We start from the raw sequence: 18711 nt of genomic DNA on the forward strand, positions 1-18711 counted from the left end.
CGGCAACGACGAAATTCATACTTTCTTAACCGGATTAAATTGACCTTTAAGCCACCTCTTAATGATTTAGCGCCAGTAATAAACGGGCGGCAATGCGCGCGGGCGGCCCGGCGCAGCATTCGCATTTGTTCAGGATTCGTCGCGTAAACATGAGTGAAACCGCCGACAGAAAAGAACTCTCCGCATCATCGGCGGAAATACCGGCGCGCAGCCGCAGGGCGGCCTCCCAGCGTGTGCGCGAGGCGCGCGACCGGCTGACCTCGACCAGCGGAACCCGGCCGGCCTTCGATCACGAGTTGCTGCGGCAATACGCGCAGACACGCATCTCTGCGTCGCTGGTCGTCATCCTGCTCGTCGTCTCAACAGGCATCCTGGCGAGCTTCTGGATTGTTCCTGTCGCAGCGGTGGTCTGGACCGCCGGGATTCTCGCGATCCACGGCATCGTCATCCGCTTCTGCTCGAAATTTCTCGCCACCACGTCGTCATCTCCCGCCATCACGCGCAAGTGGCGGATGCGTTTCATCGGACTGGACCTGATCTACGGTCTCGCGTGGACGCTTGTTCTGATCCATCCGTCAGGCATCGACGTCGTCTCGAACACGCTGATGCTGTTCGTGATGCTGCTGGTCATTGCCGTATCCAGCATGCTGGCCGCGAGCCTTCCGATCGCGGCGTTCGCCGCGACGGTCCCGGTGTCGGCGGCGATCGCAGCGAACTTCATTCTTCGCGGCACCTTCGACGATTACATTCTCGCAGCGCTCGCGGTCACGGCGGAGGGCTATTTCGCCTTGCTCGCCCACCGCCTGCATTCCACCACGCTGGCAACGCTGGAAGCCCGCGCCGAAAAGGACGCGCTGATTGGCGAACTCGAGCAGGCAAAGTCGATCTCGGACGAAGCGCGTTACCGCGCCGAATCCGCCAACGTCTCGAAATCGCGTTTTCTCGCCCAGATGAGCCACGAACTGCGCACGCCGCTGAACGCCATTCTCGGATTTTCCGAGGTGATGAAAAGCGAGATCTTCGGCGCGCACGCCGTCGAGGTGTACAAGGATTATTCCGCCGACATTCACAACTCCGGCGTCCACCTGCTGAATCTCATCAACGAGATCCTCGATCTGTCGCGCATCGAGGCCGGGCGCTATGAACTCAACGAAGAACCGGTATCGCTGGTCCACGTGGTGGCGGATTGCCATCATCTGCTGAAGCTGCGCGCCTCAAGCCGCGGCATCACGATTCACGAGGTGTTCGAGCAGAACATGCCGAAACTGTGGGGCGACGAACGCGCCACGCGGCAGGTCGTGCTCAACCTGCTGTCGAACTCCATCAAGTTCACGCCGCCCGCCGGCGAAATCTGGCTCAAGGTCGGCTGGACCGCATCCGGCGGCCAGTATCTCAGCGTCAAGGACACAGGCTCCGGCATCGCCGAGGATGAAATTCCGATCGTGCTGGCCTCGTTCGGCCAGGGATCGAACTCGATCAAGTCCGCCGAACAGGGCGCGGGTCTCGGCCTTCCGATCGCAAAGAGCCTGATCGACATGCACGGCGGCACCTTCACCCTCAAGTCGACGCTGCGCGTCGGCACAGAGGTGATCGTCACCTATCCGCCGGAGCGCGTGATGACGGCGCTGGCCCCGATGCGCGACGATTCTCCGCCGCTGCAGCCGGAGCGGCCGCCGGAAGGATTGAGTGAGAAAAGCCGCCCCCGCTACAAGCCGATCATGAACGCAGGAACTGGTTTGTAGAACATCTTGCGCGAGCGATGAAAATGTCCATCAGTACCGTCCATGACACAAGAAACGCCGCCAAAAACAGATACGCCCTGCATAGCGGTGTGCTTCATCGATCCGAAGGCCAAGCTCTGTCTCGGTTGCGGGCGCACCCTGCCCGAGATCGCACGCTGGCACGCGATGGAGCGCGCGGAGCGGCTGGCCGTGATGGCGACGCTGCATCGGCGGATGCTGGACGCAGGATTGCCCATTCCGGCGGAAGCCGCCGCACGTCAGACCGGCTCCTGATCGCCGCAGGTGCGGCATGATGCGAAAACTCACGATCCTCGCAATCATTATCGCGGCCGTCGGCTTTCTGCTGTCGATGTCGAACCCGGTTGCGTTTGCAAATGTGAAAGGCGCGCTGATCCGCGCCACCGATCGGACCCTGAATGCGAAGCCCGCCCGCGCCGTCGAAATCGCACGCGGCGACAGCGGCGAATTCTCGCTGCGCGCGAAGATCAATGGCGTCAGCACGCCGATGGTGATCGACACCGGCGCGACCTCCGTGGTTCTGACCTACGAGACCGCGAAGGCGGCGGGGCTGCCGCTTGAACTGCTGGACTACAGCGTGGATGTCGAAACCGCAGGCGGCCGCGTTCGCGCGGCACGGCTGACGCTGGATCGCCTGTCCGTCGGCAAACTGGTGGAACGCTCGGTGCCCGCGCTGGTGGTGCCGCGTGGCCAGATGAAGTCCAACCTGCTCGGCATGAGCTTTCTCAACCGGCTGGAAAGCTGGGAAGTCCGTCCCGACAAGCTGATGCTGCGCGGATATCCGTAATCGATCTGCCTTACGCAGCGATCGACGCATCCACGCGCTGTCCGACGATGCGAAGCGCCTCACGCAGTGAATCCGTTCCCGCGCCAGGCTTGGTGCAGACCTCAGCGAGATAACGGCGAAAGCCGCGTGCGCCCGGCACGCCATGAAATGCGCCGACGAGATGCCGCGTGATCGAGTGCAACCGCGTACCGGCGGCAAGTTCGCGCTCGATATACGGCATCAGTGCCTCGATGGCGTCGTGCATGGTGGCATGAGGGGCGGCCTCGCCAAATAACTCCGGATCGACGCTGAGCAACCGCCACGGCTCCTGATAGGCCGCGCGGCCGAGCATCGCGCCGTCGACATGATCGAGATGAGCCTTCGCAGCGGCGACGGTGGCTATGCCGCCGTTGATTGAGACAGGCACATGCGGCAGCGCCGCCTTGAGGCGATAGACGCGATCATAGTCAAGCGGCGGGATGTCGCGGTTTTCCTTCGGCGACAATCCATTCAGCCACGCCTTGCGCGCGTGAACGACCAGCGCATCCGCACCGGCCGCGATCACGGCGCGCGCCAGCGTATCGAGCGCGACCTCGGGATCCTGATCGTCGATACCGATGCGGCACTTCACGGTGACGGGAATTTTCACTGCCTGTTTCATCGCGGCAACGCAATCCGCAACAAGCTGCGGCTCCGCCATCAGGCACGCGCCGAAGTTTCCGCCCTTCACGCGATCCGACGGGCAGCCGACGTTGAGATTGATCTCGTCATAACCGAACCCTTCACCGATCAGCGCGCTCTCCGCGAGATCGCGCGGGTTCGAGCCTCCGAGCTGGAGCGCGACGGGATGCTCAACGGCATCGAAGCCGAGCAGTCGCTGACGGTCGCCATGGATGATCGCGCCGGTCGTCAGCATCTCGGTATAAAGCCGCGCACGGCGCGACAGCAGACGGTGGAACACCCGGCAGTGCCGGTCGGTCCAATCCATCATCGGGGCCACGGAGAATCTGTGCTGCTGAAATTCCTGCATTTTTTCCTGAGAATGCCGGCGCGGTGAGGCACCTCTTACGATAGAAAATAGGACTTTTCGACCCGTTTCAAAGCCGGAAAACGGGAATGAAGGGCTGATATTCTCGCGGGATATTCGACCTCCGGCCCCGTTTTGGCTAAAACACGCCGAACAGCAACCGATCAAGACACCATGACCAGCCAACGACTGACCGCTTTGGACGGCCTGCGCGGGGTAGCGATCGTGCTGGTGATGGGATTCCACTATTTCTATCACCTCGAGTCGTTTTACTACAAATCGACGCTGTATCCCTACGGCGAGACGTTCAGCAATGTCGTGATCTTCAAATACGGCTACATGGGCGTCGAGCTGTTCTTCATCATCTCGGGCTTCGTGATCGCGATGACGCTGGAATCCTCAAAGTCGTTGCTCGATTTCGCGATCCGCCGATTTGTCCGTATCTGGCCCGCGCTGATCGTCTCCGCCGTGATTACCTTCTTCCTCCTGAACTGGTCGGACGCGCCGTTCGCCCTCACCCGCCGCCAGTTCTGGCCGAACTTCCTTCCGTCGCTGACGCTGACGCCGACCTCGCTGTGGTCCGGGCTGTTTCCGAAAATTGATTTCGTCACCGGCGTCTACTGGTCGCTGGTGGTCGAGATCCGGTTCTACATGATCGCGCTGATCCTCTACTGGATGTTCGCGCGGCAGAATCTTGCGCGCAATCTCGTCATCTTCACGGTGGCGATCTACATCGTTCGCGCGCTGCTCCGGCGCTGGCTGCCCGGCTACAACGGCGTTTATGATGCGCTGTTCATTCCCGACTACATGCCGTGGTTCGCCGCAGGCGCGGTGTTTTATGAACTGTACAAGGAGCGCCTTACGAAGGGCGCCGCTCTCGTCATGCTGGCGGTCGCATATGCGATGATCGCGCGGATCAGCATCAACTACGCGCCGATCGGCCGCGATCCGGTTGTCGCCAGCAGTTTCGCGCTGATGTTCCTCGTCCTGTTCTGGTTTCTGGCGACCAAGCCGGCTTCAATGAGCATTTTTGAAATACGGCCGCTGGTCTGGATCGGCGAGTGCAGCTACTCGATCTATCTCTACCACTATGCGGTGGGAATGGTTCTGATCTCGCAGGTCTCGAAGACCATCGGCCTCGTGCCGCAGCTGTTGCTGGTGGCCGCGATTTCCCTGCTGGTGCTTGTCGTCGGGCGCATCTCCTACGCCACGGTTGAAAATCCGAGCCGGCGATGGCTGACAAGGCTGTTTATCGGGCCGCCGCAGAAACCTGCGACGGCGACATCGGCCGCGTAAGTTTTACTTGCCGATAAACGTCGCCGGGCGCTTGGCGAGGAACGCGCTGACGCCTTCCGCAAAATCCGCCGTGCCGATACACCGGCCGAAAGCCGCGGCCTCGGCGGCAAGCTGATCGTGCAGCGAGTTGTCCAGCGAACCGCGCAGCAAGGCCTTGGCTTGCCCGAAAGCGAACGTTGGTCCTTCGGCAAGGCGGCGTGCGAGCTTGTCGGTCTCGCTCGCCAGATCCGCCGCAGGCACCACGCGATTGACGAGGCCGAGGCGCAACGCTTCAGGCGCATCGTAGACGTCCGACAACAGCGCGATCTCCATCGCCTTGCGCAAACCGACAAGGCGCGGCAACGACCACGACCCGGACCCGTCGGGGCTGGTTCCCAGTTTCGCGTAAGCCAGCGTGAAGATCGCGGTGTCGGCGGCGATCGCGAGATCGGTCGAAAGCGCAATGCTCATCCCTGCCCCGGCGACCGCGCCTTGCAGACTGGCGATCACCGGCTGCGGCAGACCCGCCAGGATTTCGAGGCCCTCATGCAGCGGCTCCATGATGGTCGGCACACGCACGCGCACCTCGTCCGCCGCGCCCGCGAACGCCGAAATGTCGCCGCCCGCCATGAAAGCGCGGCCCTCGCCCGCAATGACCACGACGCGAATTGCCTTGTCGGCGGCTACGCTTTTGCACGCCGAAAGAAAGGCGTTCGCCGCCTCGACGCTGAGCGCGTTCAGAACCTTGGGACGATTGAACACGATGCGCGCGACGGGCCCATCGACCTTCAGAAGTACTGGCTGATCTGACACCGGCTGATCCGACACTGGACACCTCCCCTAGGACTGTTCTTTGAACAATCGGTAGGACGGAAAATCCGGAGCGTCAACGCACCGTCAGGCGCAGGAAACTCATGACGCAGCCGAGGGCGGCGAAACCGGCGCCCAGCGCGAGCGCCCATGTCGCGCCCCCATGCCCGGCAAGACCGAAGCACAGCGCGGCCAGCGCCGCCCCGACGGTCTGGCCGGTCAGGCGCGCGGTTGCCACGAGACCGCTGGCGCCACCGCTGCGGCTCGGCGGCGCACTGCTCATGATAGCTTTCATGTTGGGCGACTGGAAAAATCCGAAACCGCAGCCGCAAATCGCCATGCGCCATACGATGTCGATCACAGTCGGTTCGGCGGGCAGCATGGCCAGCAACGCCATTCCGATGCCGAGCAGCAGAAGTCCGAGGCCGCCGAGCAAGCCCGCCGGCTGCCGATCGGACAGACGCCCGGCGATCGGCGCCATAATGGCGACCACCACCGACCACGGCGTCATGAAAAACCCGGTTTCGACCTGGCTGCGATGAAGGACGTCCTCGAAGTAGAAAGGTAGCGACACGAAGGCCAGTCCCTGCACCGCGAACGAGCAGACTGCGGTCGCGACGGACAATGAGAACATCGGCCTGCGAAACAGGTCGATGGGCAGCATCGGCGCCGGATGATCGGCCTGCCGGCGGATGAGCATCGCTCCGAAGATCACCGCCCCCATAAGTTCGGCGATGACGACGACTGCCGATGTCCCATGCGCGGCGCTGCCGATTCCGAGAATGAAAAGACACAGGCAGATCGAGGTCAGCACTGCGCCGAGCATGTCGAAAGCATGGGGCGCGCGCGGCGTCTGCGGCAACGTCTTCATGCCGATCAGCATCGCGGCGACGCCGAACGGAATGTTGATCGCGAACAGCCACGGCCATGAGGCGACCGACAGAATGCCCGATGCGAGTGCCGGGCCGATCGTGAATGCAACCGCAACCACCAAGGCGTTGTTACCGAACCCGCGCCCGTGAAGATTTGAGGGATAGACGAACCGGACCAGCGCAGTGTTCACGCTCATCACCGCGGCCGCACCGAGCCCCTGCAGAATGCGCGCGATCAGCAAGGTGGGCAACGACCACGCCAGCGCGCAGGCAAGCGATGCAATCGTGAACAGCAGCAGTCCCCAAAGATAGATTCGCTGATGGCCGACGATTTCACCAAGAGCTGCCAGCGGCAGCAGCGTCGCGACCATCGCGATCTGGTAGACGTTTACGACCCAGATCACGTCGGCTGGTGTTGTGTGGAGGTCAGCCGCGATCGCCGGAAGCGCGATATTGGCGATCGCGGTGTCGAGCGCCGCCATGGCGAGCGCTGTGAAAATCGCAAAAACCGCCCAGCGTCTGCGTTCGGGAGGAAGACCGTCGGTGACGGGCGCGGGCTTCGCCGAAATTGCGTCCATCTTGAACCTGTCACCGATGCGATTTAGGGGCACTTTGCAGAAAGCGTCTGTAGCCGGTCTGCGTTCTGCGCTGCACTGACGGCGCTGCATGTGGCATATGCAAGGCGCGGTAAACCGGGCAAACCGCGCCCCTCACGAAACCGTTACGTTGAGATGGTTCGCGGCCTCCCTCGCGATCAGGGTGAACTCAGCGAGTCTTCTCCCAGATAACGGATTCTGGCATCGCTCCATGCCTCCTTCTGCATCGCGTCGAGGATGGCGATCGACAGCGACTTTCTGAGCTTGCTGTCCGGCGGCAGCGCAAATGCATAATTCTGCGTCTCGATTGAGATATCCAGCAGCTTGAGGCGGGACGCGTAGCCCTGACGAATAGCCCATGTCAGCAGCGGCTTGTCATAGACGAACGCATCGAGGCGGCCCGCGCGCAGCGCCTTCAGTCCCTCGCCAGGCGTGTCGTAGGGCTGGAATTTGAGCTTGCGGCGCAGGAGATCGCCCTCGGACGATGTTCCCTTGACGGTGCCGACGCGAACGGCTGCAAGGTCGGAGATGCCGTAGATCGTTCCCTGGATCTGGGATGTCGTCAGCACCGACGTCACGCCGGCGGTGAAAACCGCAATCGTGATCACCGACACCACCAGCCAGATCACCGCGACACCACGGCCGAGGATCGTCTGCGGGCCCTTTTCCGCCGACGACCGCTGGGTCATGGCCAGCGTCGACCACCACACGCTGGAGCTGATGCCCTTGGTGATGCTGCCGCCGAAATATTCGTTCTGCCGCCGCTCCAGCAACCAGACAAGAATGCCGGCGCCCAGCGTCAGCCCAATCAGCGCAAAGATGGCCTGCAGGAAATTGAACGAGGTCAGCGCCCGGCGCAGCGTGCCCCAGTTCATCACGCTGACGATCGGAACGGCGATGCCTGTCCCGGTCGAATAATAGGACTGCGTGAAATCGAGAGCTTTCTCGCGCTCGACGGTGACCGTGATCGCGCCGATCGCCACATCGAGACGGCCGGCCGCCGTTTCCTGAATCAGCTCGGGCATGTCCCGAAGTTCGGTAAAACGAAATGCGTGGTTCGTCGCTTTCGCGACTTGCCGCCAAAGCTCGATGCTGAGGCCCGACCATGCGCCGTCGGCCCCCTTGAACGCGAACGGCGGCGCGTCCTTGACGCCGACCACGAGTTCGCGCTTCGCAACGGGCGATGCCTTCTGCGACTGCGCATGCGCGAGCGGCAGACAGGACAACAACATGAGCGCGAGACACGCTATCCTCAGCACTTTCGTCGCTCCCGCACGTCCGGCCGCATCGGGAGGCCGAAGCTGTGAATCAAGTGCCGCGTTTGTGACAGATTCTGTCGCGGCGCGCGTGGTCTTTTGTGAGCTGGCGCGACTGCTATATTGAGGACGACCCGCCCTGCCGCATGACTGAAAGAGCAATCCCATGAAAGCCTATGTCTATGGCGCGAACGGCGCCGCGATCACCGATGTGCCGAAGCCCACGCCGAAGGGGTCACAGGTTCTGGTCAAGGTCCACGCCTGCGGCATGAACCGGGCCGATCTCGGCATGATCAAGGGCCATGTCCACGGCGCGGCCGGCGGCGTCGGCACCGTGCTCGGCATGGAGTGGGCCGGCGAGATCGTCGAACTCGGACCCGACGCCAAGGGTGTCAAGGCCGGCGACCGCGTCATGGGCTCCGGCGCTGGAGGCTATGCGGAATACGCCGTGACCGATTACGGCCGCGTGTTTCCCATCCCCGCATCGATGGATTTTGAACAGGCCGCGTCGCTCCCGCTGGCGCTGACCACCATGCACAATGCCGTCGTGACCAACGGCGCGCTGCAGCCCGGCCAAAGCCTTCTTGTGCAGGGAGCCAGCTCCGGCGTCGGGCTGATGGCGCAACAGATCGCCAAGCTCAAAGGCGCAAAGCTGGTGATCGGCTCGTCCACCGACCCGGCGCGCCGCGCGCAGCTCACTGCCCATGGCGCGGACATGGCCATCGATTCCAACGATCCGGCGTGGGTCGATCAGGTGTTGAAAGCAACCGGCGGCGCGGGCGTCGATGTCATCATCGACCAGGTCTCGGGCAAGTTGCTCAATCAGAACCTCGCCGCGACCAAAGTCCTCGGCCGCATCGTCAATGTCGGACGCCTCGGCGGCACTCATGGCGATTTCGACTTCGATCTCCATGCCGCGCGCCGCATCAGCTACATCGGCGTGACGTTCCGTTCGCGTTCGATCGAGGAAATCCGCGATATCTTCACGACCGTAAAACAGGACATCTGGCCCGCCGTCGAATCCGGCAAGCTGAAGCTGCCCATCGACCGCGTGTTTCCGTTCAGCGACATCGCGCAGGCGGTGGACTACATGTCGGCAAACAGGCATTTCGGCAAGATTGTCCTGAAGCTTTAACGCCCTGTTCGCTCCTGCGAATGATACGCATTTTGAATCGCGAACTCCCGCATTGACGTTCAATGCACGGCCGTGACAAGACCCGCGCATTGAGGGTCCAATGAGCGCAGTCAAGCAACGGGTCGCCGCCATCTCGATTGTCGCCAGCGCCAGCATGGCGGCGATCAAGTTCGTCGTGGGCGTGGCCATCGGCAGCATCGCGCTGATCTCCGAGGCGCTGCATTCCTCGGTCGACCTGATCGCCACCATCGTCACATGGATCGTGGTGCGGATTTCCGACAAGCCCGCCGACGCCGAACATCATTACGGTCACGGCAAGCTGGAAAGCCTGTCCGCGCTGGGTGTGATCGCCCTGCTCTATATTCTGGCCGGCGGCATCGTGGTCGAGGCTTACAGCCGGCTGCGCGAAGGCGTGGCACCACCGGTGCTGACGGCGCTGCCGTTCGTCGTGCTGGCGGTCGATATCGTCGTGAATTTCTGGCGCGCGCGCGCGCTCCACAAGACGGCAATGGACACCAAAAGCCAGGCGCTGGAAGCCGATGCGCTACACTTCGCCTCCGACGTCCTTGGCTCATTCGCCGTCATCATCGGCCTCGGCCTGACGGCGTTCGGTTATGCCTGGGGCGATGCCGGCGCGGCCATCGCGGTCGCGGTGCTGATTTCGGTCCTGGGACTGCGGCTCGGCAAATCCACCATCGAGACACTGCTGGACCGTGCGCCGGACGGCGCCTCCGAGAAGGCGGAAACCGCCATCCGCGCCATTCCCGGCATAGTCGATGTGGAGCGGCTGCGCGTGCGCATGGTCGGCGCACGGCATTTCGTCGATGCCACGGTACAGGTGCCCCGCACCTACCCCATCGACCGCATCGACGACATCAAGCGCAAGGCGCAGGACGCGGTAACCGCGGCACTTCACGACGCGGACCTGACCTTTACGGCGGTACCGGTCGCACGCAGCAATGAGAGCGTGCGCGAGCGAATCATGGTGATCGCCCGCAATTCCGGCCTCGCGATCCACCATGTGACCGTCCACGACCTTGGCGGGAGGCTCACCGTCAGCATCGACCTTGAGGTTGACGGCGACATGCCGCTGAACGCGGCCCACGACATCGCACACCGGCTCGAACATGCCATCCGCGACGAGTTCGGCGCCGATGTCGAGGTCGATACCCATATCGAACCGCTCGAACCGGAATTGCCCCACGGCACCGATGCCGCCACCGGCCGTGTCGATACCATCCAGCACGCACTGACGCGCTTCGCCGCCGAGAGCGGCGCGATCCACGACGTGCATAATGTGCGGGTGCGCGACACCGATGCGGGCGAAATCGTCAACTTCCACTGCCGCGCGTTGCCGTCAATGAGCGTTATCGACGTCCACGAAAAGGTCGACGAGATCGAACGTGCGCTACGCAGTGCGTTTCCGTCGGTGAAGCGCGTCATCAGCCACGCCGAGCCCGCGCGTTAACGAATCGGCTGCTGGCACAATCGAAATTCAAAACGCTGTGTCGTCCCGCGAAGTCCGGGATGGTCAAAGTTCCTTTCACAACTCATCGCGCGCGCCGCGTTCTCGTTTCGGACTCACGCGCTGACTCAAAAACGAGTCCAAATTTCCTCCAAATTTCCTTGGGACAACATTTATTTCGCTTTAACGATTCGTTGACTCTCGACAGCGCCAAAAAAACAGATTCAAATCAAAGTCGATTCGGGTGGTTGGGGAATGCCTTCCGGACGGGGTGCAGACAAGAAAATTCGAGGGGCAAGGAATGGCGCGTTCGCACGCAGCGACAACGTGTGTCCAATCCGATTCTATCAAGGGATTGGCGCAGTCGATCGCGAAGCCGGCGTATCACCGCCTGCTGATCGCGGAGCCGGCCCTGCGACGCGCCGTTCCCACCCTCATCATCGCCTTTCTCGTCACCATCTGCATCGGCGCATTCGTTCAAGTCCTCGACCAGACCCGGCAAAAGCGCACATCGATTAAACGCGACCTTTCAGCGCTGGCAGATGTGCTGGCGGAACGTCTCGACCGCGCGACTCCTGTTCGGCAGGACCGCGCGGCGTCGGCCGAGCGGCTTCAGAGCCTGTTGCCCGGTTTGGTGCCCTCCTGGGGCGCCGCCGCCGGCCGCCATATCATCGTGACCAGCCCCGAGCAGCGCATCGTCGCGCGAATCCCCATCGATGCTCCAGCAGAGAACGCAAGCCGCATCATGGACGTCCTCAGCGCCACCCAGCAGCTTGGCGTTCCGGGACAGAGCAGCGTCATCGACATCGAACTGCCGGGCGGCCTCCGCGCCCTCGCCACCCAGCGCGTCGTCAAGTCCCTGCCCGGTCAGGTCATCGTCGTGCAGGAGCAGACCGAGGCGCCGTGGCGCTCCGACGCCGCGCTCCAGATCACGCTCTCCGCCACCACCGGCTTTGTCGTGCTGATCCTCGGCTTCGCGTTTCACTGGCAATCGTCCCGCGCCCGAGAAGGCGACCTGATCAATGACGCCGTCCGCGCGCGGATCGACACCGCGCTGAACCGAGGCCGCTGCGGATTGTGGGACTGGGACCTGTCGCGCGGCCGGATTTTCTGGTCGCAGTCGATGTTCGAACTGCTGGGGCTTGAAGGCCGCAGGGACCTCCTGACCTTCGGCGAGGTCAATGCGCTGGTAATGTCCGACGACATCGACCTGTTCGTGATCGCCGACCAACTGGTTTCAGGCAAACTCGATCATATCGACCATTCCTTCCGGATGCGCCATGCCAACGGCCACTGGATCTGGCTCCGCGTCCGCTGCGAGCTGAGCCAGGGGCAGAACGACAGCGGCAGCCACCTGATCGGTATTGCCGTCGATATCACCGAACAGAAGAGCCTCGCCGAGAAGACCGTCGAAGCCGACCTGCGGCTGCGCGACGCCATCGAGACGATTCCGGAAGCCTTCGTGCTGTGGGATGCCGACAACCGCCTCGTGCTTTGCAATTCGCACTTCAAGCGCCTGCACAAGCTCCCCGACTCCGCCGTCAAGCAAGGCACGTCCTACGAAACCGTCATCCAGGTCGGCCGTATGCCGGAAATCCGCACCCGGATGCCGAATTCGCCAGCCCCCGGCGCGCGCACCTTCGAGGCGCAACTGGATGACGGAAGCTGGCTGAATATCAGCGAACGCCGCACCAAGGACGGCGGCTACGTTTCGGTCGGCACCGATATCACCCAGATCAAGCTGCACGAGCAGAAGCTGATCGATAACGACCTCCGCCTCACCGCGAACGTGATCGACCTGAAACGCTCGCAATCCGAACTCGAGCGCCAGGCCCAGTTGCTCGCCGAACTCGCCCAGAACTACGCCGACGAGAAAAACCGCGCCGAGGAAGCCAACCAGACCAAGTCCAAATTCCTGGCGAACATGAGCCACGAATTGCGCACGCCGCTGAACGCCATCATCGGTTTTTCGGAAGTCATGGGCAGCGGCATGTTCGGCGCGCTCGGCTCCGAGAAGTATCAGGAATACTGCCACGACATCATGACCAGCGGGAATTACCTGCTGGACGTCATCAACGACATCCTCGACATGTCGAAGATCGAAGCCGGCCGCATGAAACTCGACTACGAGCCGCTCGATCTCGCCCAGACGCTCACCGAATCCCTGCGGGTCGTCTCCGGCCGCGCCGAAAACAAGAACCTCACAGTCAACGCGGATATTCGCGGCGCGATCCCGATCCTCGCCGATCGGCGCGCCATGAAACAGATCGCGGTCAACCTGCTGTCGAATGCCGTGAAATTCACACCCGACGGCGGCAAGGTCACGGTACGCAGCAGGATGCGAGATAATACAGTCCTGCTCACCATCGCGGACAGCGGCATCGGCATCGCGCCACAATCACTGGCGAAACTTGGACGGCCGTTCGAGCAGGTCGAAAGCCAGTTGACCAAGACCTATCACGGCTCGGGTCTTGGCCTCGCCATCGCCAAGTCGCTCGTCAACCTGCATGGCGGCTCGATGAAGCTGCGCTCAAGGCTCGGCGCCGGGACCATCGTTTGCGTGGCGCTGCCGTGCGGACACGGCGCGAATATCGCACCGGGCATCAGTGCCGGGGCGTCCCCTCAAGCAGCGCCAGAAACACCTCGCGTACCTCATTCTGCGTTTCCCGTACACGCGCTTCAAGCGACGAAAAGTCCGGCGCATCGCCCGCCCGCGTCATCACCCGCAGAAGATCTTCCCCTGCTGTTTCAGGCTTGAACTTCCCGATCACGCAAAGCCGGATGATTTGCGTCAGATCGTGATAGAGACGTGACGCCGCGCGAAGGACATCGGCGTCGGATTGCGGCAGCACGCCCAGCCGCGCCGCGCTGTCCAGCACCTGCACCGTGCTGACGTTGAGAATACCGGGCTTGTCCGCCGCGTGGATGAGTTGCAGATACTGCGCGATGAACTCGATATCGACCATGCCGCCGGCGGCGTTCTTCAGATCCCATATGTCGCCCTCGCCCTTTTCCTCGGCGATGGCGCGGCGCATTTCGAGAACATCGTTGGCAATGATGCCGGTTTCGCGCTTGCGCGTCAGCACGTCACGGATGGCGGCTTCGATCTTAGCGGCGAACCGGGGCGACGCGGAAATTACGCGGGCGCGCGTCAGCGCCATGTGTTCCCATGTCCAGGCTTCGTGTTCCTGATATTCCGCGAAGGAATCGATCCGCGACGCCAACGGCCCCGCCCGGCCTGACGGCCGCAGCCGCATATCGACCTCGTAGAGCACGCCGTAGTTGGTGCGCGTGGTGAAGGCGCTGATGAGACGCTGCGTCAGCCGCGCGAAATACTGCGAACCGTGCAGCGGGCGCGGGCCGTCCGAGTCCGGAGCCTCGTGATCGAAGTCGTAGATCAGGATCAGATCCAGATCGGACGATGCGGTCATCTCGCGGCTGCCGAGCTTGCCCATCGCCACGATGGCCGTTTCCTGATCCTTGATCCGCCCGTGCTGCTCCGCGAACTGGCCCATGACCAGATCGTGCACGGTATGCGCAATGCCCTCCGCGACGTCCGCGAACGCCACGCTCGCCTGCTGCGCCGACACCGTGCCGGACAGGATGCGCGTGCCGATCAGGAACAGGCTCTCCTGCCCGAACAGCCGCAGACGATCCAGAAACTCCTCGTAGGAATTGGCGTCGGACAACGTTGCGGAAAGCCGCGCGGATAATTCGCTCTGATCCGGCATCGCGCCGAAGAACCGCGGATCGATCAGGCCGTCCATGATCTGCGGCTTCCGCGCCAGCATGTCGCTGAGGCGCGGCGCGGCGCCCAGCACCAGCGCCACCAGCGCCACCAGTTCCTTGTTCTGGCTCAGCAGCGAGATTAGCCGCCCGCCTCGCTGCAAGGCTTGCAGAAAGCGATCGAATGCGGTCACCGCGTCGTCCGGCTCCTCGGCGCGCGACAGGCCGCGCATCAGGTCGGGCACGAATTCATTAAACGCCTGCCGCGTCGCCTCGATCTTGAACACGCGGTAATCCCCGCTCATCCAGGTGCGGACGGTTTCCGCCACCATCTTCGGCTTCTTGAAGCCGAGCGTCAGCAGATGCTCCAGCAGGCCCTTGTCGTCGGGCCCCGCGTTGTAATCGATGTCCGGCAGCTTCTCCGTGCCGGTGGGGTCGCCCTCGAACAGGCGGCCGTAGTGATTCTGCACGCAGGTGAGATGCGCCAGCAGATCTTTCGCAAAGGCGGCGCGGTCGTCGTATCCGAAAAAGCGCGCGAAACGCTCGACCGCCTCCACCTCGGCGGGCAGCGCATGGGTCTGCTCGTCGGCCAGCATTTGCAGCCGGTGCTCAACGCGACGAAGGAAGTCATAGGCCGCCGTCAGTTCGTCACGCGCCTCGACCGTGATCCAGTTGCTCGCGGCGAGAACGTTCAGCGCCTCGAGCGTCGGGCGTACCCGGAGTTCGGGATGTCGCCCGCCCGCAATCAATTGCTGGGTCTGCGCGAAGAACTCGATCTCGCGAATGCCACCGCGCCCGACCTTGACGTTATGGCCCTCCACGGAAATCTCGTTCTGGCCGCGGAACGTCTGCATCTGGCGCTTCATGTCGTGAACGTCGGCGAGCGCCGCAAAATCGAGATGCTTGCGCCAGACGAACGGCGCGATTTCCGCCAGCAGCGCGTTGCCCGCTTTCAGATCGCCCGCGCAAGGCAAGGCCTTGATCATCGCGGCGCGCTCCCAGGTGCGACCTTCGCGCTCGTAATAATGCAGCGCCGCCGCGATCGAGATCGCAACCGGCGTGGATGCCGGGTCCGGCCGCAGTCGAAGATCGACGCGGAACACATAGCCGTCGCCGGTGCGCTGTTGCAGCAGCCGCGACAACCCCTGCGCAATCTTGACGAAGAACGGCGACGGCTCGATGCCTTCCGCGAGCGTTGCCGCCTCCAACTCGTAGAAAACGATCAAGTCGATGTCGCTGGAATAATTCAGTTCGCCCGCGCCCATCTTGCCCATGGCGAGGACGACAAGACCGCTGCCCTCTTCCGGATGCTCGGCATCGAGCGGCAGCAGACGCCCGCGCGCGGCTTCCTGCTTGAGCAGGAAACGAATAGCGCACTGGACCGACGTGACCGCGATGTCGGTCAGCGCCCGCGTCACGCGCATCACCGGCCAGACGCCGCCGATGTCGCAGAGCGCGATCAGCAGCGCCGCCTCGGACTTCATCCGGCGCAGCGCCGTCATGATGTCGGCTTCGCTCGCGGCGGCGGCGGCATCGGCCACCGCCTTGCCGAGCAGCGCGGCGATATGGCCGTCCGGTTCGCATTGAAGCAGACGCAATGTCCGCCCCGCGTCCGCGCGCATCAGATCGAAAAGGTAGGGCGACGCCTCGGCAATACCTTCAAGGATCGCTTTCGCCTGCGGGAACTCGCGGGAAATATCCTTGAGTGCGTTCGCATGCTCGGGCGAACAGTCGCCCAGCCAGTCCGCAAGCCGCTGTTCGGCGGCCTCGCGCGCGAACAACTTCGGTCCGGCCACGAAACGGGCCGCCAGGGGACGGTCCGCGCCGCCCATCGCGGGTGAAGTCATACGCTCTTTTGTTCCACGCCCCGGCTCGGGATCACAAGCGTCACGCGCAGCCCCGGCTGGCTGTCCGCGAGTCGCAGGCCGCCACCATGCAACGTCGCGACGGCCGATGCCAGACTCAAACCGAGCCCCGACCCCGGCTGGGTCCGGCTGGCCTCCAGCCGCACAAAACGCTCGACCGCGCGCTGGCGGTCGGCCTCGGGAATGCCCGGCCCGTGATCCGTGACACTGAGAAGAACGTCGTCGCCGTCCCGTCGGGCCTCGATCAGAATGTCGGACGGGTTGCCCGCGCCGCCTGCGACCGGCTGGCCGTATTTGATCGCGTTCTCGACGAGATTGGCGAGCGCCTGACTGATGAGCTCGCGGTTGCCGTGGATTGTCGCGGTGTCGGCCTTCACGGTCAGCGTGAGGCCCTTGTCTTCCGCCAGCGGCTCGTAGAGTTCGTGAATGCCGTGGGCGATTTCAGCGGCGTCGAAGTCGGTCATGTTGTCGCGGGCCTGGCCGGATTCGGCGCGCGCGATCATCAGCAGCGCGTTGAAGGTCCGGATCAGTCCGTCGGATTCATCGATGGTCCGTTCCAGCGCGGCGCGGTATTCGCCTTCGTTGCTGGATTTCGCCAGCGCTTCCTCGGCACGATTGCGCAGCCGTGTTAGCGGCGTCTTGAGATCGTGGGCGATGTTGTCGGAGACTTCCTTCAATCCCGCCATCAACGCCTCGATGCGCTCCAGCATGGCATTGAGATTTTCCGCGAGCCGGTCAATCTCGTCGCCGCTGCGCCCCACCGGGAGGCGTTCGCTGAGATCGCCGGCCATGATCCGCTGCGTGGTGCCGGTCATGGCGTCGATCCGGTGCAGCACGCGCCGCGCCACGAAGATGCCGCCGCCGAGGCCCAGCACGACAACGATCAGGACCGACCATTGCGCGGCCTTGGCGACGATGCCGAACAGCCGCCGCCGTTCATCGAGATCGCGCCCCACCAAAATCCGGAAGCCGCCGGTCAGCTGCGACACCTTCACCAGCGCGAAGTGGTTCTTGGTGTCGGTTTCTTCCAACCGCTTGTAAGACGTCTCGGCCCAGCCGGGCTTGTCCATCACGCCAGGCGCGAGCGACGACACGTTGCCCGCGACGCCCTGCCCCTGCGGCGTGGTGACGAGATAGAGATTGGCGCCCGGACGCAGCGCGCGGCCTTCCACCCCGGCGACCAGTCCGCGCAGGCCGCCGCGCTCATACTGGCTGATGAGTTCGCTTAGTTCGGAATTGACGGTCTCGGTGATCTGTTCGGTGATCAAGCGCCGCGTGTTCCAGGCGAAATAACCCAGCAGTGACGCAGCAAACAGCGCGAACAGGAAAAGATAAACCAGCGTCAGCCGGAACGCCGTGGTCCGGATCAGTTTACCGAATGCCGTCACGGATCATGTATCCGGCACCACGAATGGTGTGCAGCAGCGGACGATCGTGTCCCTTGTCGATCTTGGAGCGCAGCCGCGAGATATGCACATCGATCACATTGGTTTGCGGATCGAAATGATAGTCCCACACGTTCTCAAGCAGCATGGTGCGGGTCACGACCTGCCCCGAATGCTTCATCAAATATTCGAGCAGCCGGAATTCGCGCGGCTGGAGCGTGATCTCGGTCGTGCCGCGCTTGACCTGATGGGACAACCGGTCGAGTTCGAGATCGCCGACACGATAGGTTGTCTCTTCGGACGGTCCGCCGTGACGGCGCGACAGCACCTCGACGCGCGCCAGCAACTCGGCGAATGAATAAGGCTTCGGCAGATAGTCGTCGCCGCCAGCCCGAAGTCCCTTGATGCGGTCATCGACCTGGCCGAGCGCCGACAGGATCAGCGCGGGCGTGTGATTGCCCTTGCCGCGCAGGGTGCCGATGATCGACAGGCCGTCGCGCTTGGGCAACATGCGATCGATGACAAGCACGTCGTAGTCGCCGGACTCCGCCAGCGCGAGACCCTCCTCGCCGTCGCTCGCGAGATCGGCGACATGACCGACCTCGCGAAATGCCTTCACGAGGTAGTCCGCCGACTCGCGGTCGTCTTCAACGATGAGCAGTCGCATCTGTGATTCGGTCTGGCTCGATATGACAGGGCTTTGTAGCACCATGGCGCGATGATCGTCCTCATGCAAGGCAACGAAACGTGTCGCTCGCCCCGGCTGAAAAAAA

Annotated in this window: 13 protein-coding genes and 1 pseudogene; 7 read left to right on the forward strand and 7 right to left on the reverse strand. The window is 63.1% G+C overall.

Annotated elements, in window-relative coordinates; genetic code table 11:
* Window positions 1–149: 149 nt before the first annotated feature.
* The 3 genes from AC1RKJ_RS20095 to AC1RKJ_RS20105 are packed head-to-tail and all read left to right on the forward strand — an operon-like array spanning window position 150 to window position 2547.
* Window positions 150–1742 (forward strand): sensor histidine kinase, encoded by a 1593-nt coding sequence (locus tag AC1RKJ_RS20095; protein ID WP_492792880.1) that lies wholly within the window; start codon window positions 150–152, stop codon window positions 1740–1742.
* Window positions 1743–1784: 42 nt separating this feature from the next.
* Window positions 1785–2015, forward strand: coding sequence for a DUF1289 domain-containing protein (locus AC1RKJ_RS20100; protein WP_492792881.1), 231 nt, complete (start codon window positions 1785–1787; stop codon window positions 2013–2015).
* A 16-nt stretch (window positions 2016–2031) separates the two neighbouring features.
* A complete protein-coding gene (locus tag AC1RKJ_RS20105; RefSeq protein ID WP_492792882.1) occupies window positions 2032–2547 on the forward strand; it encodes a TIGR02281 family clan AA aspartic protease in 516 nt (171 codons plus the stop codon).
* Between the two features lie 10 nt (window positions 2548–2557).
* Here AC1RKJ_RS20105 and dusA read toward each other — a convergent pair whose 3' ends face one another.
* Window positions 2558–3556 (reverse strand): tRNA dihydrouridine(20/20a) synthase DusA, encoded by a 999-nt coding sequence (gene dusA / locus AC1RKJ_RS20110; RefSeq protein ID WP_492792883.1) that lies wholly within the window; start codon window positions 3554–3556, stop codon window positions 2558–2560.
* Between the two features lie 171 nt (window positions 3557–3727).
* Between dusA and AC1RKJ_RS20115 the strand changes: the two genes are divergently transcribed.
* The gene (locus AC1RKJ_RS20115) at window positions 3728–4849 is read left to right on the forward strand and encodes an acyltransferase family protein (RefSeq protein ID WP_492792884.1); all 1122 of its coding nucleotides are present in this window, start codon (window positions 3728–3730) and stop codon (window positions 4847–4849) included.
* Window positions 4850–4852: 3 nt separating this feature from the next.
* Here AC1RKJ_RS20115 and AC1RKJ_RS20120 read toward each other — a convergent pair whose 3' ends face one another.
* The 3 genes from AC1RKJ_RS20120 to AC1RKJ_RS20130 all read right to left on the reverse strand — a co-directional run bounded on the left by AC1RKJ_RS20120 (window position 4853) and on the right by AC1RKJ_RS20130 (window position 8338).
* Window positions 4853–5641 (reverse strand): enoyl-CoA hydratase/isomerase family protein, encoded by a 789-nt coding sequence (locus tag AC1RKJ_RS20120; RefSeq protein WP_492792885.1) that lies wholly within the window; start codon window positions 5639–5641, stop codon window positions 4853–4855.
* Between the two features lie 73 nt (window positions 5642–5714).
* The gene (locus AC1RKJ_RS20125; RefSeq protein ID WP_492792886.1) at window positions 5715–7088 is read right to left on the reverse strand and encodes an MFS transporter; all 1374 of its coding nucleotides are present in this window, start codon (window positions 7086–7088) and stop codon (window positions 5715–5717) included.
* A 176-nt stretch (window positions 7089–7264) separates the two neighbouring features.
* The gene (locus tag AC1RKJ_RS20130; protein ID WP_492792887.1) at window positions 7265–8338 is read right to left on the reverse strand and encodes a substrate-binding periplasmic protein; all 1074 of its coding nucleotides are present in this window, start codon (window positions 8336–8338) and stop codon (window positions 7265–7267) included.
* Window positions 8339–8528: 190 nt separating this feature from the next.
* Between AC1RKJ_RS20130 and AC1RKJ_RS20135 the strand changes: the two genes are divergently transcribed.
* From AC1RKJ_RS20135 to AC1RKJ_RS20145, 3 genes are all read left to right on the forward strand, one after another.
* Window positions 8529–9497, forward strand: a complete 969-nt coding sequence (locus AC1RKJ_RS20135; RefSeq protein WP_492792889.1) for a zinc-binding dehydrogenase — start codon at window positions 8529–8531, stop codon at window positions 9495–9497.
* A 100-nt stretch (window positions 9498–9597) separates the two neighbouring features.
* A complete protein-coding gene (locus AC1RKJ_RS20140; protein ID WP_492792890.1) occupies window positions 9598–10965 on the forward strand; it encodes a cation diffusion facilitator family transporter in 1368 nt (455 codons plus the stop codon).
* A gap of 298 nt (window positions 10966–11263) precedes the next feature.
* Window positions 11264–13720, forward strand: a complete 2457-nt coding sequence (locus AC1RKJ_RS20145; RefSeq protein WP_492792891.1) for a PAS domain-containing sensor histidine kinase — start codon at window positions 11264–11266, stop codon at window positions 13718–13720.
* Here the strand turns inward: AC1RKJ_RS20145 and AC1RKJ_RS20150 are convergent.
* From AC1RKJ_RS20150 to AC1RKJ_RS20160, 3 genes and pseudogenes are all read right to left on the reverse strand, one after another.
* Window positions 13641–16535: pseudogene (locus tag AC1RKJ_RS20150) on the reverse strand (bifunctional [glutamine synthetase] adenylyltransferase/[glutamine synthetase]-adenylyl-L-tyrosine phosphorylase); the annotation flags it as partial. The gene AC1RKJ_RS20145 and the pseudogene AC1RKJ_RS20150 sit on opposite strands and share 80 nt — an antisense overlap.
* Window positions 16532–17941, reverse strand: coding sequence for an ATP-binding protein (locus AC1RKJ_RS20155; RefSeq protein WP_492792892.1), 1410 nt, complete (start codon window positions 17939–17941; stop codon window positions 16532–16534). The gene AC1RKJ_RS20155 and the pseudogene AC1RKJ_RS20150, both read right to left, overlap by 4 nt.
* The gene (locus AC1RKJ_RS20160; protein ID WP_492792893.1) at window positions 17925–18650 is read right to left on the reverse strand and encodes a response regulator transcription factor; all 726 of its coding nucleotides are present in this window, start codon (window positions 18648–18650) and stop codon (window positions 17925–17927) included. Before AC1RKJ_RS20160 ends, AC1RKJ_RS20155 begins: the two co-directional genes overlap by 17 nt.
* Between the last annotated feature and the right edge of the window lie 61 nt (window positions 18651–18711).

This window comes from Afipia sp. GW822-FHT04G07, from assembly GCF_058800765.1.

Coding starts and splice junctions, on each gene's coding strand:
- AC1RKJ_RS20095 (WP_492792880.1), top strand. CDS start 150: ATGAGTGAAACCGCCGACAGAAAAGAACTCTCCGCATCATCGGCGGAA.
- AC1RKJ_RS20100 (WP_492792881.1), top strand. CDS start 1,785: ATGACACAAGAAACGCCGCCAAAAACAGATACGCCCTGCATAGCGGTG.
- AC1RKJ_RS20105 (WP_492792882.1), top strand. CDS start 2,032: ATGATGCGAAAACTCACGATCCTCGCAATCATTATCGCGGCCGTCGGC.
- dusA (WP_492792883.1), bottom strand. CDS start 3,556: ATGCAGGAATTTCAGCAGCACAGATTCTCCGTGGCCCCGATGATGGAT.
- AC1RKJ_RS20115 (WP_492792884.1), top strand. CDS start 3,728: ATGACCAGCCAACGACTGACCGCTTTGGACGGCCTGCGCGGGGTAGCG.
- AC1RKJ_RS20125 (WP_492792886.1), bottom strand. CDS start 7,088: ATGGACGCAATTTCGGCGAAGCCCGCGCCCGTCACCGACGGTCTTCCT.
- AC1RKJ_RS20130 (WP_492792887.1), bottom strand. CDS start 8,338: ATGTTGTTGTCCTGTCTGCCGCTCGCGCATGCGCAGTCGCAGAAGGCA.
- AC1RKJ_RS20135 (WP_492792889.1), top strand. CDS start 8,529: ATGAAAGCCTATGTCTATGGCGCGAACGGCGCCGCGATCACCGATGTG.
- AC1RKJ_RS20140 (WP_492792890.1), top strand. CDS start 9,598: ATGAGCGCAGTCAAGCAACGGGTCGCCGCCATCTCGATTGTCGCCAGC.
- AC1RKJ_RS20145 (WP_492792891.1), top strand. CDS start 11,264: ATGGCGCGTTCGCACGCAGCGACAACGTGTGTCCAATCCGATTCTATC.
- AC1RKJ_RS20160 (WP_492792893.1), bottom strand. CDS start 18,650: ATGGTGCTACAAAGCCCTGTCATATCGAGCCAGACCGAATCACAGATG.